This is a genomic window from Microtetraspora malaysiensis (assembly GCF_001528665.1).
Classification (GTDB): Bacteria; Actinomycetota; Actinomycetes; order Streptosporangiales; family Streptosporangiaceae; genus Microtetraspora_A; species Microtetraspora_A malaysiensis.
Map to the genome: position 1 here is coordinate 299,371 of NZ_BBYJ01000009.1, position 21,603 is coordinate 320,973.

Annotated in this window: 15 protein-coding genes; 3 read left to right on the plus strand and 12 right to left on the minus strand. The window is 72.3% G+C overall.

From position 1 onward, the window contains the following. Window positions 1-11 precede the first annotated feature (11 nt). On the minus strand, window positions 12-3,500 hold the full coding sequence (locus AWQ71_RS13465) for an indolepyruvate ferredoxin oxidoreductase family protein (protein ID WP_084258839.1): 3,489 nt from the start codon (window positions 3,498-3,500) through the stop codon (window positions 12-14). A gap of 155 nt (window positions 3,501-3,655) precedes the next feature. Between AWQ71_RS13465 and AWQ71_RS13470 the strand changes: the two genes are divergently transcribed. Next, a complete protein-coding gene (locus AWQ71_RS13470; RefSeq protein ID WP_067132264.1) occupies window positions 3,656-4,171 on the plus strand; it encodes an Lrp/AsnC family transcriptional regulator in 516 nt (171 codons plus the stop codon). Between the two features lie 36 nt (window positions 4,172-4,207). Here AWQ71_RS13470 and AWQ71_RS13475 read toward each other — a convergent pair whose 3' ends face one another. From AWQ71_RS13475 to AWQ71_RS13505, 7 genes are all read right to left on the minus strand, one after another. Then, window positions 4,208-5,227: a LacI family DNA-binding transcriptional regulator gene (locus AWQ71_RS13475; protein WP_067132267.1), complete on the minus strand. Its 1,020-nt coding sequence runs from the start codon at window positions 5,225-5,227 to the stop codon at window positions 4,208-4,210. Window positions 5,228-5,255: 28 nt separating this feature from the next. Then, window positions 5,256-6,692 (minus strand): GH1 family beta-glucosidase, encoded by a 1,437-nt coding sequence (locus tag AWQ71_RS13480; RefSeq protein ID WP_245658259.1) that lies wholly within the window; start codon window positions 6,690-6,692, stop codon window positions 5,256-5,258. Continuing rightward, window positions 6,689-7,513, minus strand: coding sequence for a carbohydrate ABC transporter permease (locus tag AWQ71_RS13485; protein ID WP_084258858.1), 825 nt, complete (start codon window positions 7,511-7,513; stop codon window positions 6,689-6,691). Before AWQ71_RS13485 ends, AWQ71_RS13480 begins: the two co-directional genes overlap by 4 nt. A 56-nt stretch (window positions 7,514-7,569) precedes the next feature. Then, on the minus strand, window positions 7,570-8,544 hold the full coding sequence (locus tag AWQ71_RS13490; RefSeq protein WP_067132272.1) for a carbohydrate ABC transporter permease: 975 nt from the start codon (window positions 8,542-8,544) through the stop codon (window positions 7,570-7,572). Between the two features lie 84 nt (window positions 8,545-8,628). Continuing rightward, entirely contained in the window at window positions 8,629-9,978 is a 1,350-nt protein-coding gene (locus AWQ71_RS13495; RefSeq protein WP_067132273.1) for an ABC transporter substrate-binding protein, read from the minus strand. Between the two features lie 351 nt (window positions 9,979-10,329). After that, window positions 10,330-11,793 (minus strand): sulfatase family protein, encoded by a 1,464-nt coding sequence (locus AWQ71_RS13500; RefSeq protein ID WP_084258840.1) that lies wholly within the window; start codon window positions 11,791-11,793, stop codon window positions 10,330-10,332. A gap of 112 nt (window positions 11,794-11,905) precedes the next feature. After that, complete coding sequence (locus tag AWQ71_RS13505; protein WP_067132276.1) at window positions 11,906-12,724, minus strand: aldo/keto reductase; 819 nt, start codon at window positions 12,722-12,724, stop codon at window positions 11,906-11,908. A 145-nt stretch (window positions 12,725-12,869) separates the two neighbouring features. Between AWQ71_RS13505 and AWQ71_RS13510 the strand changes: the two genes are divergently transcribed. Together AWQ71_RS13510 and AWQ71_RS13515 are read left to right on the plus strand one after the other, a co-directional pair. Further along, on the plus strand, window positions 12,870-13,952 hold the full coding sequence (locus AWQ71_RS13510; RefSeq protein ID WP_245658260.1) for a hypothetical protein: 1,083 nt from the start codon (window positions 12,870-12,872) through the stop codon (window positions 13,950-13,952). 5 nt (window positions 13,953-13,957) lie between these two features. Continuing rightward, window positions 13,958-15,196, plus strand: a complete 1,239-nt coding sequence (locus AWQ71_RS13515; protein ID WP_245658270.1) for a DUF6716 putative glycosyltransferase — start codon at window positions 13,958-13,960, stop codon at window positions 15,194-15,196. 50 nt (window positions 15,197-15,246) lie between these two features. Here the strand turns inward: AWQ71_RS13515 and AWQ71_RS13520 are convergent, their stop codons facing one another. The 4 genes from AWQ71_RS13520 to AWQ71_RS13535 all read right to left on the minus strand — a co-directional run bounded on the left by AWQ71_RS13520 (window position 15,247) and on the right by AWQ71_RS13535 (window position 21,273). Next, window positions 15,247-16,605 carry a polysialyltransferase family glycosyltransferase gene (locus tag AWQ71_RS13520; protein ID WP_157570326.1) on the minus strand — a complete coding sequence of 453 codons (1,359 nt, stop codon included), beginning with the start codon at window positions 16,603-16,605 and terminating at the stop codon, window positions 15,247-15,249. A gap of 13 nt (window positions 16,606-16,618) precedes the next feature. Continuing rightward, window positions 16,619-17,578, minus strand: a complete 960-nt coding sequence (locus AWQ71_RS13525) for a glycosyltransferase family 2 protein (RefSeq protein ID WP_067132280.1) — start codon at window positions 17,576-17,578, stop codon at window positions 16,619-16,621. Between the two features lie 40 nt (window positions 17,579-17,618). Then, complete coding sequence (locus AWQ71_RS40125) at window positions 17,619-19,685, minus strand: N-acetylneuraminate synthase family protein (RefSeq protein ID WP_084258841.1); 2,067 nt, start codon at window positions 19,683-19,685, stop codon at window positions 17,619-17,621. Window positions 19,686-19,857: 172 nt separating this feature from the next. Then, complete coding sequence (locus AWQ71_RS13535; RefSeq protein WP_084258842.1) at window positions 19,858-21,273, minus strand: ATP-binding protein; 1,416 nt, start codon at window positions 21,271-21,273, stop codon at window positions 19,858-19,860. Between the last annotated feature and the right edge of the window lie 330 nt (window positions 21,274-21,603).

The window sequence follows — 21,603 nt, forward strand, 5'->3', positions numbered from 1 at the left end:
GTGTGCGAGGGTCAGGCGGGTTCGGGGGCGGGCTCGGGAGCGGTCAGCCGCGCCAGGGCGGCCGCGGCCCGCTCGCGGTACTCGGCGACCCGGGCGAGCTTGATGTCCTCGTACCCGCGGATCGCCTCCGGCAGGGCCGCGATCTCCGCGACGGCGTCGGCCGTCCCGGGGGTGAGCCGGGCGAGGGCGTCGCGGACCAGGGCGCGATACTCGCCGACCAGCTCCCGCTCGACCCGGCGCACCCCGGCGTAGCCGAAGACGTCGAGCGCGGTGCCGCGCAGGACCCGGGCGGCGCGCAGCCCCTGGAACAGCGCGCCCGCGGAGCGGCGCAGCCTGATCTTGCGCTTCATGCCCAGCGCGCGCAGGAGCGGCGGGTGCAGCAGCACGGAGACGACCGCGTCCGCGCCGAACTCCTCCTCCCGCCTGGCCTTCTCCGCCGGGTCCAGGTGCAGCCGGGCGACCTCGTACTCGTCCTTGTACGCCATGAGCTTGTGCAGGGACCGGGCGTAGGCGAGGCCGATCCGCGCCCCGGCCTCCTCACCCGCCCGCTCGGCGGCCAGGGCGGCCACGCGGCGCACGTCCTCGGCGTACGTGCGCGCGTAGGCGGCGTTCTGGTAGCCGGTCAGGTCCGTGACCCGCGTGGCGAGGGCCCGCTCCAGGGACTCGGGCGCGGTCTCCGATCCCGCGGCTGATCCCGCTTCCGGGGCCGTCGCCCGCGCCGGGGACGCGGCGGCGAGGACGGCGTCGCGGTCCACCACGGCGGCCCGGCCCCAGCGGAAGGCCGCGAGGTTCTGCTCGACGGCCGCCCCGTTGAGCCGGATGGCCCGCTCGATCGACTCGGCCGAGACCGGGAGGCAGCCGTGCTGGTACGCCGCGCCGACGAGGAGCATGTTGGCCGGCATGTGGTCGCCGAACAGCGCCTCGGCCAGCCCGTGGGCGTCGAGATAGAGGTTGTCCGCGCCGCGGGTGGCCGACTCGACCCGGGTGAGCGCGTCGGCGGGGGAGCCGGGCACCGCGACGCGCCCGGTGACCATCGCGGCGGTCGGCACCAGCGCCGTGCTGACCACGGCGACCGTGCGGTCGGGCGACGCGACGGCGAGGTTGCCGTCGGCGGCGGCGCCGAGCAGGTCGAAGCCGATCAGCACGTCGGCGGTGCCGGGCGTCGCGCGAAGCGATCCGGGGACCGGTTCGGTCGAGACGCGCAGGTCGCTGACGACGGGGCCGCCCTTCTGCGCCAGCCCGGTCTGCTCGAGCCCGGCCGCGTGCAGCCCGTCCATGTGGGCCGCCATCTGCAGGATCTGCGAGACCGTGACGACGCCCGTACCGCCGATGCCCGGCATCCTGATCAGCGCCGACGCGCCGCCCAGGCGGCGGGCCGGCTCCGTCACCTCCACCGGCGGCCGCGGCACGGGCTTCGGCGTGGCCGTGCGCGGCTTCTCCGAGTGGCGCGGCTCGACCAGGAGGAACGAGGGGCAGTCGCCCTTGAGGCAGCTCAGGTCGGAGTTGCAGGACGGCTGGTGGATCCGGGTCTTGCGGCCGTACTCGGTCTCGACGGGCAGGACGGACAGACAGGTCGAGACGTCGCCGCAGTCGCCGCAGCCCTCGCAGACCCGCTCGTTGACCACGACTTTCGCGGCCGGGGTGGGCAGCTTGCCCCGCTTGCGCAGCCGGCGCTCCTCGGCGGCGCACCGGTCGTCGTGGATCAGCACGGTCACGCCCTCGACGGCGGCCAGCTCCCGCTCGACCTCGGCCAGGTCGTCCCGATGCCGGACGGTCGCGATCGGCGCCACCCGCACCCCCCGGTAGCTCTCCGGCTCCGGCGTGGTGATGACGATCCGGCGGACCCCTTCGACGGCCAGCGACCGCGTCAGCGCCGGGACGTCGAGCCGGCCCTCCGCGCGCTGGCCGCCGGTCATGGCGACGGCGTCGTTGTAGAGCAGCTTGTAGGTCATCGTCACCCCGGCGGCGACGGCGGCGCGGATCGCCAGGGAGCCGGAGTGGTGGAAGGTGCCGTCGCCCAGGTTCTGCACGAAGTGCCGGTCCTCGGTGAAGGGGGCCAGGCCGATCCACTGGGCGCCCTCACCGCCCATCTGGGTGATGCCGATCCGGGTGCCGCGCCCGTTCCCGTCCAGGGCGATCATGGCGTGGCAGCCGATGCCGACTCCGACCAGCGTGTCGTCGGAGGTGCGGGTCGAGGAGTTGTGCGGGCACCCCGAGCAGAAGTACGGCGTGCGCGCGGCCACCAGCGGCAGCGTACGGCGGGACGCCTTGCGGGGAGCCAGGGACTGGAGCCGGACGGCCGCCGCACGGGGCAGCCGGTCCGTGCCGACGCAGGCGGCGAGCGCCCGGGCCACGTCCTCGGCGCCGAGGGTGCCGCGGGCGGTGAGCAACTCGCGGCCCACCACGTCGGGGACGCGCACGCCGCCGTAGAGCGCCTCCTTCAGCTCCCCTTCCAGGAACGGCACCTTGTCCTCCACGACCAGCACCTTGTCCAGGCCGGCGGTCATGGCGGCGAGGTGGTCGTGGGCCAGCGGGAACGGCATCGCGAGCCGGATCAGCCGCAGGCCCAGGTCTCCCATCGCGTCCTCGTCCAGGCCGAGGTCGGCCAGCGCCCGCCGCACCACCGCGTACGTCGTGCCGGAGGCGAGCACGCCCAGCGTGGCGCGCGGCGCGTCGAAGGTCACCCGGTTGAGGCCGTGCTCGCGGGCGTAGCGGCGGGCCAGCTCCAGCCTGCGGGTCAGCATGTCGTGCTCGGCGTCCAGGGCGGCGGGGCCGACCAGCAGGGGCGAGGCGCCGCGGTCGGCGTGGTCCGGCGCCGGCACGCCCTGCCGGAGCGGGCCGAGATCGACGGTGGCGGACGCGTCGGCGACGTCCGCGATGATCTTCAGGCCGGTCCACAGCCCGCTGAGGCGGGACACGGCGACCGCGTGCAGGCCGAACTCGATGATCTCGGCGACCGAGCCCGGCGCGAGCAGCGGCATCGACAGGCTCTGGCACATCGGCTCGCACGAGCTGGGCACGGTCGAGGACTTGCAGCCCGGGTCGTCGCCGATCCACGCGACGGCGCCGCCGAGCGCGGCGGTGCCCGCCAGCGTGCCGTGCCGGATGGCGTCGGCGGCCCGGTCCAGGCCGGGGTTCTTGCCGTACCAGAAGCCGGTCACGCCGTCGTACCGGCGGCCCGGCACCTGCGCGAGGAGCTGCGTCCCGGCCACCGCCGTGGCCGCGAGCTCCTCGTTGAGCCCGGGCCGGAACACGACGCCCGCCGGTTCGAGGAAGCGGGCGGCTCGGCCCATCTCCAGGTCCACCCCGCCCAGCGGCGATCCCTGGTAGCCGGAGACGAAGACGCCCGTGTTGAGGCCGCGCTCCCGGTCCAGCCGGCGCTGCTCCAGCGTCAGGCGGACCAGGGCCTGGATGCCCGACATCAGCACCCGGCCGTCCGCTGCCGTGTACCTGTCCTCAAGTGACACCTCGGTCGGACCGGCTGCGGAAGTGGGGCGCACGCGAACCTCCTGGCTTCGTTCGGGGGAGCCCAAGCACAGCAACGCGTTCCGGGCGGGCGCAAGTATCCGGCGAGTAGAAGCCGAAAAGACGCAAAAGGTTTGCAGGAAAGTCGCGTTTCGCTAAGGTTCGTTTCGCCGAGCCGAGGAGTTCTCCCATGTCCGAAATCGACGACATCGACCACCGCATCCTGCGGCTGCTGCGCGAGGACGGGCGCCGGACCTTCTCGGAGATGGCGGCGGAGATCGGCCTGTCGGTGGCCGCCGTCAAGCGGCGGGTGGACCGGCTGCGCGACATCGGCGTGATCACCGGCTTCACGGTGCAGATCGACTACGCCAAGCTTGGCTGGGGCATCGAGGCGTTCACCGAGCTCAGCTACCCCGGCACGACGCCGGTCAGCGAGATCGTCCGGACCGCGATCGACGTCCCCGAGGTCCAGGAGGTGTACACGATCGCCGGCGATCCCGACGCGCTGGTCCACGTCCGGGTGCGCGACCTCGGGCATCTCCAGCACGTGATCGACCGCCTGCGCCGGGCCGGCAACGTCACCGGCACCAAGACGCTGATGGTGCTGGGCTCGTGGACCCGTGACGCCCCGGCGCCCCGGGCGGCCCCGGGAACGCCCCCGGGCGCCGCTTCCGGCACGGCGCCCCGGGGGCTACGCATGGGATGACGGCCGGATGGCCGTGCGGGCTGTACGGCCCGGCGGCTACGCCGACGCGCGGATGACCAGGTGGGTGTCGAGGATGACCACGGGCTGCTCCAGCGCGTCGCCGTTGATCCGCGCGACCAGGAGCTGCACCATCTGGCGGCCCATCGCCTCGGTCGGCTGGTGGACGCTGGTCAGCGGCGGCTCCGTGTGCAGCGCGAACCGAGAGTCCTCGAACCCGATCAGCGCCACGTCACCGGGCACGCTGAGGCCGCGCTCCTTCAGCACGTGCAGCGCCCCGACCGCCATCGAGTCCGACGCGGCGAAGACCGCGTCGAGGTCCGGGTGGCGGTCGAGGAGCTCCCGCATCGCCGCCTCGCCGCTCGCCTCGGAGAAGTCGCCGTACGCCACCCGCTCGCCGGTGCCGGTCGCGAGCAGCGCGTCGCGATAACCGGCGAGACGGTCGACGCCCACGCCCATGTCCTGCGGGCCGGCGATCGTGGCGATCCTGGCGCGGCCCTTGCCGAGCAGGTACTTGGCGGCCTGCCGGGCGCCCGCCCGGTTGTCCATGTCCACGTAGCTGTACGGCGTGGGCCCGACCGGCCGGCCACCCATCACCGTCGGCACGCCCAGCGCCTCCAGCCGCTCGGGCAGCGTGTCGGCGCCGTGCACGGAGGTGAGCAGGACGCCGTCCACGTGCTGGCCGGTGAGGTAGTCCGCCAGCCGGTCGTGCTCGGCCCGGTTCTGCGCCATCGTCAGGATGAGCTGGAGGCCCGTCTCGGAGAGGGCCGAGCCGATCCCGCGGATGATGCCCGCGAAGAACGGCTCGTCGAAGACCCGCTGCTCGGACTCGGAGACCACCAGCGCGATGGTGTCGGTGCGGTTGGTCACCAGAGTGCGCGCCGCGCGGTTGGGCACGTAGCCCAGATCCTTGATCGCCGTCAGCACGGCGTCGCGGGCCCTCTCACTCACCTTCGGCGAGCCGTTGATCACCCGTGACACCGTTCCGCGTCCGACGCCCGCGCGGGCGGCGACTGCCTCCAGAGTCGGGCGTGCCCCCGGTCGGCGGTCCCCGTTCATCGTTGCCCCCTCCTGACTTTTCTCGGGCCTATTCTGCTGCGCCCGGCAACCCACCGTGTCGCGCCGCCTCCGCGTACCACAGGGCGCTGTCCTTCAGGACGCGCCGCTGGGTCGGATAGTCGACGTACACGAGGCCGAAACGCTTCCCATAGCCCCAGGCCCACTCGAAGTTGTCCATCAGCGACCACGCGAAGTAGCCCCGCAGCGGGACGCCCGCCTCGATGGCAGCATGACAGGTCCGCAGATGGGCGTCGATGTAGGCGAGTCGCTCCTGGTCATGGACACGGCCGTCCGCGGTCAGCACGTCGTCGAACGCCGCGCCGTTCTCGGAGATGACCAGGGGCACGGACGGGTAGTCCCGCGCCAGCCGGGTCAGGATCTCGTACAGGCCCGAGTCGTCGATCTCCCAGCCCATGGCCGTCACCGGGCGCCCGCCGTTGACGAAGCCGACGTGCTCGCTGCCCACCCACGGCGACCCGGAGTCCGTCGGCGCCGCCGCGGCCGACCGGGCCCCGCCGGGCGCCCCCGACACGGTGAACCGGCTGTAGTAGTTGACCAGCAGCGTGTCGAGCGGCGCGCCGATCAGGGCGAGGTCGCCGTCCTGGATGAAATCCGTGTCGGTGACCGCGCGCAGGTCCTCCAGCACGTCCTCCGGGTACGCGCCCTTGAGCAGCGCGTCCAGGAAGAAGCGGTTCTGCAGTCCGTCGATGCGCCGGGCGGCGTCCCGGTCGGCCTCGCTGCCGGTGGCCGGCGAGATCGCGTACAGGTTCACGCACCCGCCGATCAGGGAGTCGGCCCGCTGCGCCCGCATCGCCTGTGTGGACAGGCCGTGGGCGAGGTTCAGGTGGTGGGCGGCGCGGATCGCCGCGGCCGGCTCGCGCCGTCCCGGCGCGTGCTCGCCCGAGGCGTAGCCCAGGAAGGCGGCGCACCACGGCTCGTTGACCGTGCTCCAGTTCGTGACCCGGTCGCCGAGCGCGTCGTGGACCAGGGCCGCGAAGTCGGCGAAGCGCGACGCCGTGTCCCGCTCGGGCCAGCCGCCCGCGTCCTCCAGGGCCTGGGGGAGGTCCCAGTGGTAGAGCGTCAGCCAGGGGTCCACGCCGTGGGCGAGCAGCTCGTCCACGAGCCGCTTGTAGAAGTCGAGCCCCTTGGCGTTGACCGCCCCGGCCCCGTCCGGCTGGATGCGCGGCCAGGACACCGAGAACCGGTACGCGGTGAGGCCGAGGCCGGCCATCAGCCGCACGTCCTCGCGGTAGCGGTTGTAGTGGTCGATCGCGACGCCGGCGTTCTCGCCGCCCACGACGCGGCCCGGCTGGTTGACGAAGGTGTCCCAGACGGACGTGCCCCGCCCGTCCGCGGCGACCGCGCCCTCGATCTGGTACGCCGAGGTCGCCGCGCCCCAGACGAACCCGGTGGGGAACATCAGTCCGGGGCTGCGGGTCTCGGCCCGAGTCTCCTGCGTGGTCACGCTTTGACCGCACCTTCCATGAGTCCACCGATGATCTGTCGGCCGAAGAGGACGAATACGAGAATGAGCGGGAGGATGGACATGGCCGTCCCGCTGAAGACCAGCACGTAGTCGGTGCCGAACTTCGCGTTGAGTGAGTTGATCGCGACCTGGACCGTCGGGTTGTCCGGGGTCAGCGCGATGAGCGGCCACATGAAGTCGTTCCAGGTCAGCATGAACGTGTTGATGCCGAGCACCGCCATGCCGGGCCGTACGGCGGGCAGGATGACGTTCCACCAGATCCGCAGCGTCGAGGCGCCGTCCACGCGGGCGGCCTCCACCAGCTCTCCCGGCACGGCCTGCTCGGTGTACTGCGTCATCAGGAAGACGCCGAAGCCGTTCAGCAGGTACGGGAGGATCACCGCCTTGAGCGTGCCGATCCATTCGAGGTTGACCATGACCCGGTAGAGGGGCACGATGCCCATCTGCTGCAGCGGCACCATCATGGTGATGAGGACGAGCAGCAGGAGCAGCTTGCCGCCCCTGAAGCGCAGCCGCGCGAAGGCGAAGCCGGCGAAGGTCGAGATCAGCACCACCGACACCGTGACCGTGGCCGCGATGATCAGCGAGTTGGTGAGGCCGGTCAGGTAGTGCGCGTCCTCGTTGGCGAGCACGCGCCGGATGTTCTCCCCGAGGTTCCCGCCGGGCAGGAACGGCGGCGGGATGTCGGTCGCCTCCTTGTTGGTACGCGAGGCGATGACGATCATCCAGTAGATCGGGAAGGCCGAGATCACGATGGTGACGACCAGCACGATCTTGGTCCACGGCGTGGCCGACCACATGTCGGACCGCTTGCGCCCCGTCGGGGCACGACGCCGGTCTCCCACGGTGAGCGTGGTCACTTGTTGCCCCCGATCCGGCGGACGAGCAGGAAGTTGACGAGCGATCCGATGAGGATCATCAGGAAGAGCAGCCACGCGGCGCCGGACGCGTACCCGTAGTCGAACTCGCGGAAGCCCTGCTCGACGATGAACATCGAGACGGTCTGGAACTGGCTGTTGGTGCCGCCGTGGACGTTGCCGCCGAAGAACGTGGTCGGCTCGGAGAAGAGGGTGAGACCGCCGATGGTCGAGTTGAGCACCACGAAGATCATGGTCGGGCGCAGCATCGGCACGGTGATCTGCCAGAACTGGCGCCGGCGGGAGGCCCCGTCGATGGACGCCGCCTCGTAGAGGTCCTTGGGGATGGTCTGCATCCCGGCCAGGAAGATGATCGAGTTGTAGCCGGTCCACCGCCAGTCGATCATGGTGGAGATGGCGATCCACGAGGGGATCCGCTGGGCCTTCCAGTCGATCGGGTCCGCGCCGAACAGCCCCAGGATCCAGTTGATCAGACCCCAGTCGCGGCCGTAGAGCTGGGTGAAGACGACGGCCACCGCGACGACCGAGGTGACGAGGGGCAGCAGGACGCCCATCCGGACCAGCAGCCGGCCCCTGATCCGCTTGTTCAGGGCGTTCGCGAGCAGCAGTGCCAGCAGGATCTGCGGCACGGTCGCGATGAGGAACATGCCGACCGTGTTGACGACGGCGTTCCAGAAGGCGCCGTCGGACAGGAGCGCGGTGTAGTTGCCGAGCCCCGTCCACTCCTCGGTCCCCGTGAGGTCGTACTTGAAGAGCGAGTACCACAGGGTGAAGCCGAGCGGGAAGATCCCGAAGACCAGGAAGAGGAGGAAGTACGGCGAGATGAGCAGGTACGGCGCGGCCTTCAGGTCCAGCCAGGACAGGAAGCCCAGGCCGGAGGAGCGCCGCGGGCTGCTCCTCGGGGGCGGGATCGGCGCCTGGCTGGCGCGTCCCGCGTCGACGTTAACGCTCATGGGTCACCTTTCAGCGGAAGCAGGCGACCGGCCCGCCGGCGGGGTGCCGCTGCGGCGGGCCGGTGCTGGTTCGGCGAGCGGGGATCAGCCGGCCGCCTTCACGGCGTCGTCGACGAGCTTCTGCCAGCCCTGCGCGTACGGCACGGAGCCGTCGTCGATCGCCGAGACGACCGACTCGATCGCGTTCTTGACCTGGGCGTGCTTGATGCCGAGGAAGATGGGCTGGAGCGAGGAGGCCGACTTCGCGAAGATGTCGCCGACCGGAGCGTTGTTGAAGTACTCATTGCTGGCGCTCTGGACCGCCGGGTCCTGCTGGGCGAGGGTGTTGCTCGGCATGTTGCCGGCGTAGTTGAAGACGCTGACCTCGCCCTCCTGACCGGTCAGGTAGTCGAGGACGGCCGCGGCCTCCTTCGGGTGCTTGCTCTGCTTGGGCACCGCGAGCCAGGAGCCGCCCCAGTTGCCGCCGTCGCCCGGGACCGCCGCGACGTCCCACTTGCCCTTGAAGTCGGGGCCGGCCGCGTCGTCGCCGCTGACCACGCCGAGCATCCAGGCCGGGCAGCCGAGCGTCGCGAACTGCGACTTCTTCATGCCCGTCTTCCACTCGTCGGTGAAGTTGCGCAGCTTGGCGGTGAGGCCGTCCTGGCTGATCTTGGCGGCGAAGTCGTAGGCCGCCTTGACCGCCGGGTTCTTGTCGACGATCAGGTTGTTGTCCTTGTCGAAGTAGGTGACGTTGCCGTTCTTGGCGCCCTCCTGCACCAGCACGACGTTGTAGAGCGTGTTGGTGCCGTCGACGAACTTGGTGTCCTTGACCTTGGCCTGGAACTCCTTGCCGACCTTGACGAAGTCGTCCCACGTGGGCCAGAGCTTGCTGACCGCGTCCCGGTCGGCCGGCAGACCCGCCTTCTCGAAGAGGTCGCGGCGGTAGCACAGGCTCATGCCGCCGATGTCGGTGCCGAGGCCGAACAGCTTGCCGTCGGAGGTCGTGCCGCCGTCCCACTTCCAGGAGGCGAAGTTGGCCTGGCGGTCCTTGAGGCCGTACTCGCCGAGGTCGGCCCACCACTCGGGGTGCGCCTTGGCGAGGCCCATGCCGCCCTCGTCGATGCCGACCACGTCACCGGCGCCGGTGCCGGACTGCAGCCACTGGATCATCTGCGGCCAGTAGACCTGCTCGAACTGGTCGGTGAGGTGCTCCTCCTTGATGATGATGTCCGTGTGGGAGGCGTTCCACTTGTCGATCGCCTCCTTGTAGCCGAAGTTCTTGCCACCGCCGAAGGTCTGCACCTTGACGGTGACCGGCTCCGCCGCCGCGGCGGAGCCGCCGTCGCCGGCCGGCTTCTCGTCGTCGCCGGTGCCGCAGGCCGCCGTGACGCCCAGGGCGAGTGTCGCCACAGCGGCGAGCGCGAGCAGCCTGCCGCGACGGGAGGTGTGCATCATTCCGGACCCCTCTCAGGTGGTATCCCGAAGTCATGGGAGGTGCATCCCGGGCCGTCCCCGACTGCCGGTCCGAGATAGGTAGATGTTGGGAGCGCTCCCACGAAGGTTGCTCCATGGGTGATGTCGGCGTCAATACGCCGAAACATAACCGTTACACCAGGGCCGATTTGATCGATAGAACGGGATCTTACGGAACAAAGCGCCTAATCAGCCCTTTGGGAGCGCTCCCATCTCATAGGGCCCAAAATGCTCACGCAGCGTGACCCGGCCTCCGCGCGGGGCGCCGTGGCCGGTGGTCGCTCGGCCACGGCGGTGTGGGCTGCGGTGTGGGCGGCGGTGTGGGCGGCGGTGTCAGCGGGGGACCGCCCGCAGCAGGGCGCGGCTCTCCGCGTCGGCGATCCGGCAGGTGGCCCCGGAACAGTTCCGCAGCAGCGCGAGCCGGGCCGAGAACGTGTCCACCTGGTGCGGGTCCGCCGTGGCGGCGACGTTCCGCAGCTCGTACGGATCGGTGGCCAGGTCGTAGAGCTGCCGCTCGCCGGTGCCGTACTCGACGTAGCTGTACCTCTCGGTGCGCAGCACGCTGTAGGTCGGCGCCGCGTACGGCGCGTACGGCGGCTGGAAGAACTCCACGAGGACGGCGTCGCGCCACGGCACGTCCTCCCCGCGCAGGATCGGGACCAGCGAGCGCCCCTCGGCGAACGACGGCGGCGTCGCCCCGCCCAGCTCGGCGAAGGTCGGCGCGAGGTCCACCGTCGAGCAGAGCCGGTCGATCGTCGAGCCGGGCGTGATGCCGGGGCCGCGCACGACCATCGGGATCCGGATGTCCTCCTCGAAGGGCGTGGTCTTGCCCGGGCGCAGCCGGTGCTGCCCCAGATGGAAGCCGTTGTCGGAGGTGAAGAAGATGTACGTGTTGGCCAACTGCCCCGACTGCTCCAGTGTCGAGACGAGCGAGCCCACCATGTCGTCCACGCCGAGCATCGCGCGCAACCGGTCGCGGTGCAGTTCGTCGATCCGCCGCACCGCCTTCGGGGTCAGCGGGGGTTTCTCGCGCAGCCAGAGCGGCTCCGCCGACATGTCCTGCTCGTCGAAGGACGGCGTCCGCGGCGCCACCTCGTCCTGGAAGGCGTCCGCGTGCCGCGGCGCGTAGTTGGCCGGCTGGTGCGGCGCCACCGGGGCGAGATAGAGGAAGAACGGCTGGTCGACCGACGAGGAGACGAACTCGTCGGCCTTGTGGCTCAGCACGTCCTCCAGGTAGTCCTCGGGCGTGTAGCCGTGCTGGGTGACCGAGCCGTCGTCGTTGAGCGCGTAGCCGTACTCCTGGTAGAGCCGGGTGACGGGGACGGCCCAGCGGTCCCATCCGGGCGGGATGTAGTGCCGCGACGCGCCGAGCGGGTACTGGTTGAGGTACTTCCCGAGGAGTCCGGTGCGGTAGCCCGCCGACCGCATCCACGTGCCGATCGTGGACTCCTCCAGCGTCCGGAACTTCGGGAAACCGCCGGTCGGCGGGCGGTTGCTCTCCACCTGGTGGCTGTGCATGTACTGCGACCGCAGGATCGACGACCGCGACGGGCAGCACCACGGGTTGGTCGCGAAGAACCGGGAGAAGACCGCGCCCTGCTGGACGAGCAGGTTCCAGATGTTGGGGAACCGCTGCAGGTCGGTCGAGTCCAGGTCGTCGGTCAGGATGAGCACGACGTTCGGTGGACGCGCGGACGCGCGCTGCGGCTGGGCGGCGGCCCCGGAGAACGCCGTACACATGAGGAGCGCCACGGCGAGCCAGGGACACCACCGGCGGGGCTTTCTGGGGAACGGCATGGGTCAGATCATTACCTGCCCACTACCAGCGGAAACGTACGGCCTGTGCCCAGTAGTGCGCAGGCCGTGACGAATCCGTATATATCTCGCGAGCGGGGATCGCCCGCCCAGATCAGCCGAAGGTCGCCGGGTCCGGCCCGAGGCGGCGGTCCGCGTCCATGGAGGCGATCTCGGTCATGTCGGCGGGATCCAGCTCGAAGCCGAAGACGTCGATGTTCTGGCGGATCCGCTCGGGCGTGACCGACTTCGGGATGACGATGTTCCCGAGCTGGATGTGCCAGCGCAGCACCACCTGGGCCGGGGTGCGCTCGTGCTTGGCCGCGATCCGCCGCAGCGCCGGCTCGTCGAGCAGGCCCTTGCCCTGGCCGAGCGGGCTCCACGCCTCGGTCGCGATGCCGTGCGCGGCGTCGTAGGCGCGCAGCGCGTCCTGCGCGAACTGCGGGTGCAGCTCGATCTGGTTGACCGCCGGCACCACGTCCGCCTTGTCGAGCAGCCGGTCCAGCGTCTGGACGGTGAAGTTCGAGACGCCGATCGCCCGCACCCGGCCGTCGGCGTAGAGCTTCTCCAGGGCCTTCCACGTCTCGACGTACTTGTTCTGGGCGGGGGCCGGCCAGTGGATCAGATAGAGGTCGAGCACGTCCAGGCCGAGCCGCTCCATGCTGGCGTCGAAGGCGCGCAGGGCCTGGTCGTAGCCCTGCTCGTCGTTCCACAGCTTGGTCGTGATGAACAGCTCGTCACGCGGGATCCCCGACTCGCGTACGGCCCGGCCGACGCCCGCCTCGTTGTGGTAAAGCTTCGCCGTGTCGATGCTGCGATATCCGGCGGAGAGGGCGGTGGACACCGCGCTCTCCGCCTCGTCGTCGGCCACCTGCCACACACCGAAGCCGAGCTGCGGCATGGTGACGCCGTTGTTGAGGGTGATGGTGTTCATGTTTCCATGCTGCCCGACCAGCTTTCGGCGAGCGGAAGCAGGACCCGGTCGACGGCCACCCCCCACCCGGAGTCGGCGCCTGTTCACCCGGCGTTCGCGAACGCGTCGGAGGGGCGCCGCCTGCCGCGCGTAGCCTCGTCGCGTCGTGAACGGGTCTTCACCGGACGTGGGCAACGCGGGTCGGCGCCACGCCGTCGAGCAGGGGCCGGCCGTCGCGTGGGTGGAATCCCCGCTGCAGTTGTTGTGCGTCGCCGAGGCGCACCACGCCGGGCTGCTCGCCCCGGAGACGCTCGTCGTGCCCAGAGCCGGCCAGCGCGCCCTGCGGCTCACCGGGCGTGAGCTGCGCCGGATCGGGCTCCCCGAGGGGCTGCGGCTCGCCGAACCCTCCACGGGCATGCCGCGTCCCGGCCGCGTCTGGGCCGTCGGTGACGCGTTCTCCGGGCGGGTCCAGGCGCGCGTGCTCACCACCCGCCTCCACCGGGTCGTGCTCGTGGACGACGGTCTCGCCACGATCCGCCTCCTCGAACTGCTCACCGCCCGCCGCCCGCTGCTGCGCGCCCGGGCCACCCGCGAGGGCGCGGCGGGGATCGCCCGCGCGGTCCTCGGCGCCGCCGCCGGGATGCGGCTGCGTGGCCGCAGGCTCACCGTGTTCACCGCGCTGCCCGTTCCCGCGCCGCTGGCGGAAGCCGTCCGCGATCTGGGCGCCGAGCTGGTCCGGCACGACTTCGGATGGCTGCGGTCCCGGCCCGCCGGCCCCGCGCCCGCGGAGCGCACCGTCGTGCTCGGCACGTCCCTGGTGCGCAACGGGCTCATCCACCGCGACCGCTACCTGCGCTGGCTGCGCGAACTCGGCGAGCCGGTCGCCTACTACCCGCATCGGCGCGAGGATCCCGCGGACCTCGCCCGGGTCGCCAGGATCGACGGTCTCACCGTCCACGACTCCGGGCCGCCGGTCGAGTTGACGCTGCGCGACCTGCGCCCCGGGCAGCGCGTGGTCAGCCTGCCCTCCACCGCGGTGACCTCGCTGCGCGTCCTGCTGTCCGGGCGCGGCGTCTCCGTCGAAGCCGTCGAGGTGCCCGACGAGTGGTGGACGGCGGCCGCCGGGCCCTCGCTGCGCGCCCACCTGCAGATCTTCACCGACGTACCGGCCCCCGCCACCGAGGGGGAGAGCCCCGCCCGCGGCGGCCTGCCGGGACATTCCCCCGCCCCTGGAAAGGTAGCTCCTTGATCCGCGTGCTCGCCGTGGCCGACTCCGACTCGTACCTGAAGTGGGCCGCCGGCCTCCTCGACGCCATGCCCTCCGACTGGGCGACCGAGCTGCTGGTCGTGCGCTCCCCGATCGCGCCGTCCGAGAGCCAGATCCAGGCGGCGGTGAGCGGGACGCGGATCGGTCGCGCGGGCGGATCGGGGGAGGGCGGGGGCGGCCTCCCGCCCGTGCTCGCCGCCCGGCGGCTGCGCCGCGCGGCCGAGCGCTTCCGGCCCGACGTCGTGCTGCTGGCCTGCACCGGCCCCGTCGTGGACGTCCTCGCCGCCGAAATCCTCGACGACCTGCGGCCGCGCCCCGCGTTCGTGTCCGGACTGCCCGGCATCTCGGTGCCCGCCACCGAGAAGGCCTGGCTGTACCGGAGCGGGTGCGAGCTGTTCGTCGTGCACAGCGGCCGGGAGGTGCGGGAGTTCGCCGCCATCGGGGCGGCGCTCGGAGGCGGCGGGTCGGCCGCCGGGGGCGGGGTGGCCCTGGCCCGCCTGCCGTACCTGGACCTCGGCGGCCCCGTGCCGGCGGAGCGCGACCGGGTGATCTTCGCGACCCAGGCGAAGGTGCCGCGGCGGCGCGAGGAGCGCGAGACCGTGCTGCTCGCCCTCGCCGCGCTGGCCGAGGCGCGTCCCGACCTGGATGTCGTGGTCAAGCTCAGGGGACGCGACTCCGAACGCCAGACGCACAACGAGCGGCACCACTACGAGCGTCTCTGGCTCGCGATGGCCGGGGAGGGCCGGGTCCGGGTCGACGCGCTCCGGTTCGCCACCGGGCCGATGCACGAGCACCTCTCCCGCGCCGCCGGGTTCGTCACGGTCAGCTCGACCGCGGCCCTGGAGGCGATCGCCGCCGGCGTGCCGCTGCTCATCCTGTCCGACTTCGGGGTGAGCGCGGAGATGATCAACCTGGTCTTCGAGGGAAGCGGGTGCCTCGGCACGCTCGACGACCTCGCCAAGGGCGAGTTCCGCGTCCCGGACGGGGAGTGGTGCCGCGCCAACTACTTCCACGACGACGCCGAGAGCGACTGGCTCGACCGCATCCGCGAGCTGGCCGCGGCCGCCGGTGAGGGGGGCCTCGCCCCCGCCCGCTCCCTGCTCGACGGGCCGGAGCACGCCGCGGCCCGCCGCCGCGCCCGGCTCCGGCTGGAGGTGCCGCCCCGGGTTCTGCGGTACGGCTACCGCGCCAGGCGCCGCGTCCGCCGGTACCTGAAGGCGCTCTGACCTCCGAGCAAGGCGCTCCCGCCCCGGGGTGTCCCGGGGCTCAGCGGGGCTCAGCGGGAGAAGAGACGGCGCAGCCGGGAGGTCCGGCCCTCTACCGGGCCCTCACCCCGGGCCTCTCCCTGGCCCGCTCCCTGGCCCGCTCCCTGGTCCTCGCCCGGGGCGTCCGGCGGTGTCTCGGCCGGCGGCGTGGGGGCGGGCAGCAGGCCCAGCGACGACAGCCGGCGGCGGGTGAAATAGCGCGCCGGCCCGTTCGCCTCGACGTACGCGGCGGCGGCCTCGCGCAGGCCCGGGTACGCCGCGGCGCGCATGCAGTACCCGACCGCGCCGACCAGGGCGCCCAGATCCACCGGCGGCGGCTCCTCCAGCGAGCCGTCCGGGCGGAGCCGGGGCAGGGACGCGTCCACGACGGTCGCCGGGATCCGGTCGGCGTTCTCGTACGGCGAGAGCCGTTCGAGCACCAGATCGGCGCCCACGGTCGCGGCCGGGATGCCGAAGAGGCGCCGCGCGGTCACCAGAGCCGTGGAGAAGCAGCCGACGACCAGGCGCGGGCGGTGAACGGCGAAGCAGACCTCCGCCGGGGCCGAGCCGTCCGCGACCAGCAGCTCGACGCCCAGCTCCTCGGCCACCGGACGCAGCTCGCGGGCGTGCCGCCGCCCCGCGGCCGGGTGCGGCTGGAACACCACCGCGCGGTGCCCGCGCGCGGCGAGGCCGCGCAGCATGGCCGCGTGCAGCTCGGCCTCCTCGGCGGCGCTCAGGATCCCGAGGGCGGAGAGGTGCTGCCCGAGGAGGACGGCCTCCCGGCGCGGCCCGTCTCCGGGCACCCCGGACCGGTCGCCGGCCGCCCGCTCGACCACGCCGTGGAACGCGGAATCGGACACGATCTCCGGCGGCACGCCGTGCTCGGACAGGAGCAGGGGAACGAGGCCGGGGACGAGGTCGAGGTGGAGCAGGCGGGTGATCCGCCCGGCGATCTCCCCGGGCAGGGGGAAGCGGGTGGGCCCGTAACTCATCAGGCCGTCCGAGTAGACCGTGATCGGGACGTCCCGCAGCAGCCCGGCCAGGGTGCGGGCGGGCGGCACCGCGATCGACTCGACGACCAGCTCGTCCGGGTCGCCCAGGCGTGCCGCCAGGAGGCGGCCCAACATCGGCGTCTCCACCGAGCGCGCCTTCCACTCGGAGGGGTGCAACGGGGCGATGACCGCGTTCCACGACACCACCTCGTCGAACCGGTCGCGGATCCGCCCGAACTCCGGCGACTCGTCCGGCGCCGGGGTGATCTCGGGGATCGCCGCGTCGTTCGACACCAGCAGGATCCGCCGGCCCGGGCCGAGACGGCCCTCGTCGCAGGCCGCCGCGAGGGTCATCGCCCCGAGCGGCGTCGAGGCGCAGAGCAGCGTGGTCCGTGCCATGTCTCTCCCCAGATCAGTCGATCCGCGCGTCCGCGTCCCCGTCCCCGTCGGACGGACCGCGCGCGAGCAACGCGACGAGGGCGCGGCGCTCCGGATCCATGCCCGCGAGGGCCTCCTCGGGCACGCGCCGCAGGATTACGGCGGCCCGCTCCTCGAACGCCGTCCGCAGCTCCGGCGTGAACCGGTCGATCAGCTCCACGTGGTGTGCGAGCAGCCCGGTGAGGTTGCGCGCCGCCTTGCGCAGGAACTCGGGCTCGACCTCGTCCAGGATCGTCTCGTACGCGGTGAAGAAGTCGAGCTGCCGCTCGTCCCCGATCGCGGTCAGCGACCCGGGCACCCCGCGCCGGTAGAAGACGCCCGCCAGGGACACCACGGCGAACGAGCGCGCCCTCCGGTGCAGCCGCCAGATCCACGGCCGGTCCTCCGCCGTGCGCAGGCCCTCCGGGAAGGCGAGCAGCGATCCGAGGTCGCGCCGGTAGATCCCGGCCCAGGCGTAGGCGTAGTCGACCATGGTCCTGGCGTCGAACGGCAGGATGGCCTCGCGCGGGTCGAGCACGGTGCCCCGCCTGCGCGCCGGCGCGCGGAGCAGCTCCCGCCTGCGGCCCTCGACCTGGACGTGGTCCACCCGCACGAAGTCGCACCCGAGCGCGTCTATCGCGGCGGTCAGCTCGGCCAGGTAGCCGGGCGCCACCCAGTCGTCCCCGTCCAGGAACGTGACGTAGCGCCCGGAGGCGGCGGCGAGCCCGGCGTTCCTCGCCGCGGCCACCCCGGCCGGCGCGGCGTGCCGCAGCAGCCGGAACCCCGGCAGGTCGGCGCGGAAGTCCTCGGCCACCGCCGCCGTCGCGTCCGCCGAGCCGTCGTCGACCACGACCACCTCCATGTCCGGGAGGGGGCCGCGGGTCAACGACGTCAGCGCGTCCGCCAGGTACGGCTCGCCGTCACGGACCGCGACGATCACCGAGAGCTCGGGCACCCGGCCGCCTTCCTCGCCGGCCCGCCGGCGGTCGGTTCCGTCACTGGGCGGCGACCCGGCGCAGGCGGGCGCGCGGCGCCTCCTCGCCCGGGAAGACGCGCTTGACGCCGTCTCCCAACGCGGACTCGATGATGCGGATGTCCCGGACCAGGTGCTCCAGCCCGCTCGGCTCCAGCGAGGCGGCGTGGTCGGAGCCCCACATCGTGCGGTCCAGGGTGATGTGCCGCTCGACGGCCACCGCGCCCAGGGTGACCGCCGCCAGGGAGATCTGCAGGCCGCGCTCGTGGCCCGAGTAGCCGACCGGCACGCCGTACCGCTCACGGAGCGTGACGATCGTGCGCAGGTTGGCCTCCTCCGGCGGCAGCGGGTACGTGGAGGTCGCGTGCATCATCACCAGGCCCGAGGTGCCGAGGATCTCCACCGCCTGGTCGATCTCCTCGATCGTGGACATACCGGTCGAGAGGATGATCGGCTTCCCGGTGGCGGCGAGGGCGCGGAGCAGTTCGTGGTCGGTCACGCTGGCGGACGCCACCTTGTGCGTGACGACGTCCATCTCCTCCAGGAACTCCACGGAGGGGACGTCCCAGGGCGAGGCGAACCAGTCGATGCCGCGCGCGGCGCAGTACCGGGCGATCTCGGTGTACTCGTCCCGGCCGAACTCGGTCCGGATCTTGTAGTCGAGGTAGGTCATCGCCCCCCAGGGCGTCTGCCTGATCTGGCCGCGCTGCTCGGGCGGCACGCAGATCTCCGGGGTCCGCTTCTGGAACTTGACCGCCTGGCAGCCCGCCTCGACCGCGACGTCGATCAGCTTGCGCGCGATGTCGATGTCGCCGTTGTGGTTGATGCCGATCTCGCCGATCATGTACACCGGCAGGCCGGGGCCGACCAGCTCTCCGCCGATCCGCACCGGCTCGCCCTTGACCCGCAGCTCCGGCCGGGGCAGCCGGCGCGGCATCCGCTCGGCGGCGTCCGGGCCCGCGGGCCGCGCCGCGAGCACCCGGTCGCACAGCTCCCGTACGGCTCCCGCCCCGCCGGTGCGGCTGAGCACGACCCGGGCGGCCGCCCGGACCCGGGGGTGGGCGTCGGGGACCGCGACCGGCCAGCCGACCAGCGCCATGCAGCCGAGGTCGTTGACGTCGTTGCCGACGTACGCGACGCGGGCGGGGTCCAGGCCTTCGATCGCCAGCCAGTCGCGCAGCGCGGTCTGCTTGGCGTTGAGCCCCTGCAGCACCGGGACGCCGAGCTTGCGGGCGCGGGCCGCCACCACGGGGTTGCGTTCGGTCGAGAGCACGAGCAGCCGGACGCCGGAGCGCTTGAGCAGCGCCACCCCCATCCCGTCGGACCTGCTGACCAGGACCATCTCGCGGCCCTCGGAGTCGACGTACGCGCGGTCGTCGGTGTGCACGCCGTCGAAGTCGGTGACCACGGCGTCCACGTCGATCGGCAGCGGCTCGTCCACGAACGGCGCGAGCGCCCGCACGATCTCCAGGTCCTCGGGGGAGTCGACCTCCACGGCGTGCCGGGCCGGGACGGGCTGGACGGCCACCCGGCCGAAGAAGCGGTGCCCGTGCTCGCGCAGCCCCGCCGTACGCATGACGTAGAAGGCGCCGGTCTCGCGGAAGTGCGGCTCGCGGTCCTGCCGCCGCGGCCGGACGGCCGGGTCGTGGTTGACGCCCACGCCCGCGCCGGTCCACACGAACTCGTAGGTCTCCATGCCGGAGAAGACCACGTCGGCCTCGCCGTCGAGGACGCGGCCGATGGCGGCGTCCAGGTCGTCCGGGTCGATGAACGCGCTGGTGCACTGCACGAGGAGGACCACCTCCGGGTCCTCGGGCAGCGCGTCGAGCGCGTGCAGCACCGCCGATTCGCTGGACGCGGTGGCTCCGCTCAGCTCCGCCGGGCGCTCGACGAGGTGGGCCCCCGCCTCGCGCGCGGCCGCCGAGATCCCCTCATGGTCGGTGCTGACCACGACCTCGTCGACGAGGGCGGCCCGCAGGCACGCGCCGACGGCCCGCGACACCAGCGGGACGCCGCCCACCCTCTCCAGGTTCTTCAGCGGTACGCCCACCGAACCGCCACGGGCGGGGACAACGGCCAGGACTCGCACGGGGCACTCCTTCTACCTGCGACGACGCCCCCGAGGCCCCGGGGGTGATCCCAGAACCTAGTCAGAGGGATGTCACGCAGGGGGTGCCCGAGCTGAACGCGCAGGGGCGCCTGACTTAACTTTCCGTACTTGCCGTGCTTCGGGTTCGTGTTTCGGGTTCGTGCTTCGCGCGTCAGGAGCGGGAGCCGGGGGCGGAGGGCAGGTCCGAGTCCGGCTCGGATTCCGGCTCGGAGTGCGGCTCCGGCCCGGAGGTCGCCGGCAGCCGGACCACGAACAGCGCGCCGCTGTCGGTGTCCTCCGCCCGGATCGTCCCGTGGTGGGCCTGGATCACCTCGCGGGCGATGGCCAGGCCGAGCCCGGTGCCGCCCTGGCCCCGGCCGCGGGCCGAGTCGATCCGGGTGAACCGCTCGAAGATGCGCTCGCGATCCTCCGCCGCGATCGGCTCGCCGTCGTTGCCGACGGCGAGCACGGCGTCGTCGCCCTCGCGGCGGACATCCACCGTGATCAGGCTCTTGGCGTGCCGCTCCGCGTTGTTCAGCAGATTGACCAGCACTCGGGACAGGTGGGTGCTCACGCCGTTGACGATCACCCCCGGCGTGATCCGCGCGTCGATCGCGACCGGTCCCGAGCTGCGGCGGTCGACCTCGTGCGCGACCAGCGTGCCCAGGTCCACCTTCTCCCGGATGGAGCGGTCGGTGGTGCCGATGCGGGCGAGGAACAGCAGGTCGCTCATGATCGCCTCAAGGCGCTTGGTGTCGCGCAGCGCCGCCCGCATGGCCTCGGGGTGATCCTCCGGGTGCGGCATCGCGCTTTCGAGCTGCGCGCAGATGCCGGTGATCGGGGTGCGCAGCTCGTGCGAGGCGTCCGCGGCGAACTGCCGTTGCTGGGTGACCGACCGCTCCAGCCGCTCCAGCGCGTCGTTGACGGTGCGGGCGAGCCGGGCGATCTCGTCCTTGCCCGGGGGTTCGAGCACCCGCGCGCTCAGGTCGCTGCCGCTGATGTGGGCGAGCTGGGTGCGGATGGCCTCGACCGGGCGCAGCGCCCGCCCGGCCACCCTCCACGACACCCAGGCGATGACCGCGGTGAGCAGCGCGACCACGCCGGCGATGAGGAGGTCGAGCAGCCGGGTCGCGATGAGCAGCGGCTGGCGGCGGACGGCGACGACGACCGGGGCGTTCGGCTGCGCCCCGGTCCGCAGCTCGACCCCGTTTCCGCACCTCCCCTGCGGGAGGCCGCAGGTGCTGAACTCGACGAACCGGTCGTCGGCGCGCGGCCACGTCCGGGTGAGCGAGGGCAGGCCGCGCGCGGATGGGGTGGACGCGAGGATCTGCCCGGATGGCGTGACGACCTGGATCAGCTCCGATCCGCTGGACGTGCGGATGGGGTCCTCCAGCCCGCCTTCGCGCACGTCGGCGGCGACCTTGGAAGCCATCTGCCGGGCGTCCTCCCACAGGTGCGCGCTGACGGCACGCCGTATCGCGATGTCGGCGCCGATCCCGAGTGGGATCAGCACGAGCAGCGCCACGACGGTCGTGAGCAGTGTCAGGCGAGCGTGTATGGACAGCTCGCGCAGCCAGGGGAGGGACATTTTTTGAGGGTACTGACCGTGATTCCAGGCGGATTCGTGACACCGGAAAGATCTGACTAAACCTGGTCAAAGTGTCACATCCAGGGCAAGAGCTCCCCAGGCGCCCGCGCGGCGCCTTCGTCCGCTCCGGCGGCGGGGGTCCGGGGAGTCCGGCGCCCGCCTGGACTGCGAGGCAAGACCGTGCAAGATCGGTGGCGGAATCCCTGAAACTTGCGGCAAGTCTTGCGGTCGGGTTCCCGTCGGGGGAGTCCCGTACCGCGGCATCGCCGTACCCGTGCCGCCATTTCACTGAAAACCGACTTTAGGTCGATAAAATGGACAAACCTGAGC

What these genes read in the sequence shown, in the direction of transcription:
- AWQ71_RS13475 (WP_067132267.1), bottom strand. Translation starts at nt 5,227, where the DNA reads ATGAACGGGGACCGCCGACCGGGGGCACGCCCGACTCTGGAGGCAGTC.
- AWQ71_RS13470 (WP_067132264.1), top strand. Translation starts at nt 3,656, where the DNA reads ATGTCCGAAATCGACGACATCGACCACCGCATCCTGCGGCTGCTGCGC.
- AWQ71_RS13495 (WP_067132273.1), bottom strand. Translation starts at nt 9,978, where the DNA reads ATGATGCACACCTCCCGTCGCGGCAGGCTGCTCGCGCTCGCCGCTGTG.
- AWQ71_RS13535 (WP_084258842.1), bottom strand. Translation starts at nt 21,273, where the DNA reads ATGTCCCTCCCCTGGCTGCGCGAGCTGTCCATACACGCTCGCCTGACA.
- AWQ71_RS13520 (WP_157570326.1), bottom strand. Translation starts at nt 16,605, where the DNA reads ATGGCACGGACCACGCTGCTCTGCGCCTCGACGCCGCTCGGGGCGATG.
- AWQ71_RS13490 (WP_067132272.1), bottom strand. Translation starts at nt 8,544, where the DNA reads ATGAGCGTTAACGTCGACGCGGGACGCGCCAGCCAGGCGCCGATCCCG.
- AWQ71_RS13505 (WP_067132276.1), bottom strand. Translation starts at nt 12,724, where the DNA reads ATGAACACCATCACCCTCAACAACGGCGTCACCATGCCGCAGCTCGGC.
- AWQ71_RS13500 (WP_084258840.1), bottom strand. Translation starts at nt 11,793, where the DNA reads ATGCCGTTCCCCAGAAAGCCCCGCCGGTGGTGTCCCTGGCTCGCCGTG.
- AWQ71_RS13485 (WP_084258858.1), bottom strand. Translation starts at nt 7,513, where the DNA reads ATGTGGTCGGCCACGCCGTGGACCAAGATCGTGCTGGTCGTCACCATC.